The sequence below is a fragment of the Corallococcus aberystwythensis genome (genome assembly GCF_003612165.1).
Lineage (GTDB): Bacteria > Myxococcota > Myxococcia > Myxococcales > Myxococcaceae > Corallococcus > Corallococcus aberystwythensis.
On sequence record NZ_RAWK01000515.1, the window covers coordinates 1 to 1,887 of the forward strand.

Below are 1,887 nucleotides of genomic sequence, written 5' to 3' on the forward strand. Positions count from 1 at the left end.
AGCGGGAGGGGCGGCTGGCCCGAGGGGGTGGGCTGCCACGGCCAGGTGGTGTCGTTGAGGCTGCCGAGCATGGGGTGGTCGGCGAGCTCCAGCACGACGTCGTACACGCCCGAGGGCAGCCGTTGCTCCGCCTCGGGTTCGTCCTCGGGCGGGGTGAGGGCGATGCGGCTCTGCTTGCGGTCGGCGTAGAAGGGGAGGCAGGGCCGCAGCGCCGGGACGAGCCAGGCGTTGCGCACGCCCTCCACGTCCACCAGCAGCTTGCGGTAGTCGAGCGTCGTCACCGGGTGGCAGGTGAGGATGTCGCGGGCGGAGAACAGCGGCCCCTCGCTCGCGGCCGGGCGCGGCTGGCCGGGCGCGGGCGCCAGCAAGTCCCGCATGGGGAAGCCGCAGCGGTAGCCCAGGTCATTGATGGCGAAGCACAGGGCCTCGAGCAGCGTGATGCCCGGGTCGTGCGTGTTGTAGTCGCTCCAGAGCGAGGCACCGAGTGCCTCGATGTGGGCGATGCCCTCGCGCCGGAGCGCGTCGAAGTCGAGGACGGTGGGGAAGGCGAGCTCCTTGGGGATGCCGGGCAGCTTCATGGGCCCTCCTCCAGGATGCGGATGGAGTGGTCCCCGCTGGAGACCAGGATGCTGCGGGCCGTCCGCGCGACGACCCTCTCCTCGTCCGACCCGGGCCCCGCCCCGGCCAGGTGTTGCACCTGGAAGTCGGTCACGAAGTCCACGTAGTCGCGCCGCTCCACGAAGTGCAGGAGCGTGGAGCGGTGGAGCGTGCCGCCGAAGACGATCTCCTGGCCCTGCTCGAAGGCCCAGGGCGAGAGGAAGGCATCCACCTCCCGCCGCAGCCGGGAGAGGCAGAGGGCCGGATCGTTTCCGGGGGTGAAGCGCACCTGGAAGGTGAGCCGCACGGGCTCGTAGGTGGGGTTCCTCACCTGCACGCGGACGAAGGGGCCCACCCTCGGCTGGAGGAAGGCCGCCACCGCCGCGAGCGTGGCCTGGCTGGTGTAGGGCGTGAAGGGGTTGTGCCCCTTGCGCCCGATGAGGTTGGGGATGGTGACCACCGTCACCGAGCCCGGGGCGATCTCCCGGTCCGCGCCGCCCTCCAGCCGGGTGTGGGGGAGGCACTTCACCTTGTAGAGCGAGGGAATGGCCTCCAGCACCAGTGTCTCGTAGTCATGCGGGCCGAGGGCCCGGCCCTTGTGGCGCAGCCGCTCGCTGGCGCGCCGGGAGAAGGCCAGCGGGGTCTCCGGTGCGCGGCCTCCAAACGAGGCGACGGGCTGCTCCACCTTCTTGATGGCCACCTGCCGGTTCTCCAGCTTGCCGGCGCTGCCCGCAGGGAGCGGGGAGGCGAGGTGGGCGGAGTGCAGCTCGGGCCGCAGCAGCGTGGCGCTGGCCGCCTGGGCGCGAATGGCGATGAGGCGACAGGTGGCGCGGGTGCGCGCGGCGGCGGAGGCCCGCAGCCAGAAGCGCCCCGCGGGCAGGCGGCCTCCCGCGTCGGTGGCCAGGGAGGGCAGCACCACGCGCACCAGTCCCGAGCGCACCAGCCCCTCCGTGCCGTCCCCCAGCGCCTCGCCCTGGAGCGTGTGGAAGCGCTGATCCGCGCCCAGGTAGCTCCACTCCACCTCCGCGGCCTCGAGCAGCGGATCCGCGCTGCCCTCCTCCAGCTGGAACAGCAGGCTGATGCGCTGCCCCGGACGGGTGTGCGCAAGGCCGATGTAGAGCTCCCCCTCGCTCGCGTGCGAAGGCAGCCAGGGGGTGGAGTCCCCCACGGCCTCGCGCGTCTCGCCGAAGGCGTGGAGGTGGAAGAAGCGGTCCTCCTGCGTGGCCGGGGTGGTCGCGGTGAGCTCGGCGCGGGCGCTGTAGGAGAGCGTGAGGCCGGCGAGCGTGGGCG

General features: G+C 72.9%; 1 protein-coding gene and 1 pseudogene. Both read right to left on the bottom strand.

Annotated elements, in window-relative coordinates; translation table 11 throughout:
- Positions 1-578 (bottom strand): annotated as a pseudogene (locus D7W81_RS41085) (hypothetical protein); the annotation flags it as partial.
- The coding region (locus D7W81_RS41090; RefSeq protein WP_208721698.1) for a baseplate J/gp47 family protein at positions 575-1,887 on the bottom strand (1,313 nt) is incomplete at its 5' end. The gene D7W81_RS41090 and the pseudogene D7W81_RS41085, both read right to left, overlap by 4 nt.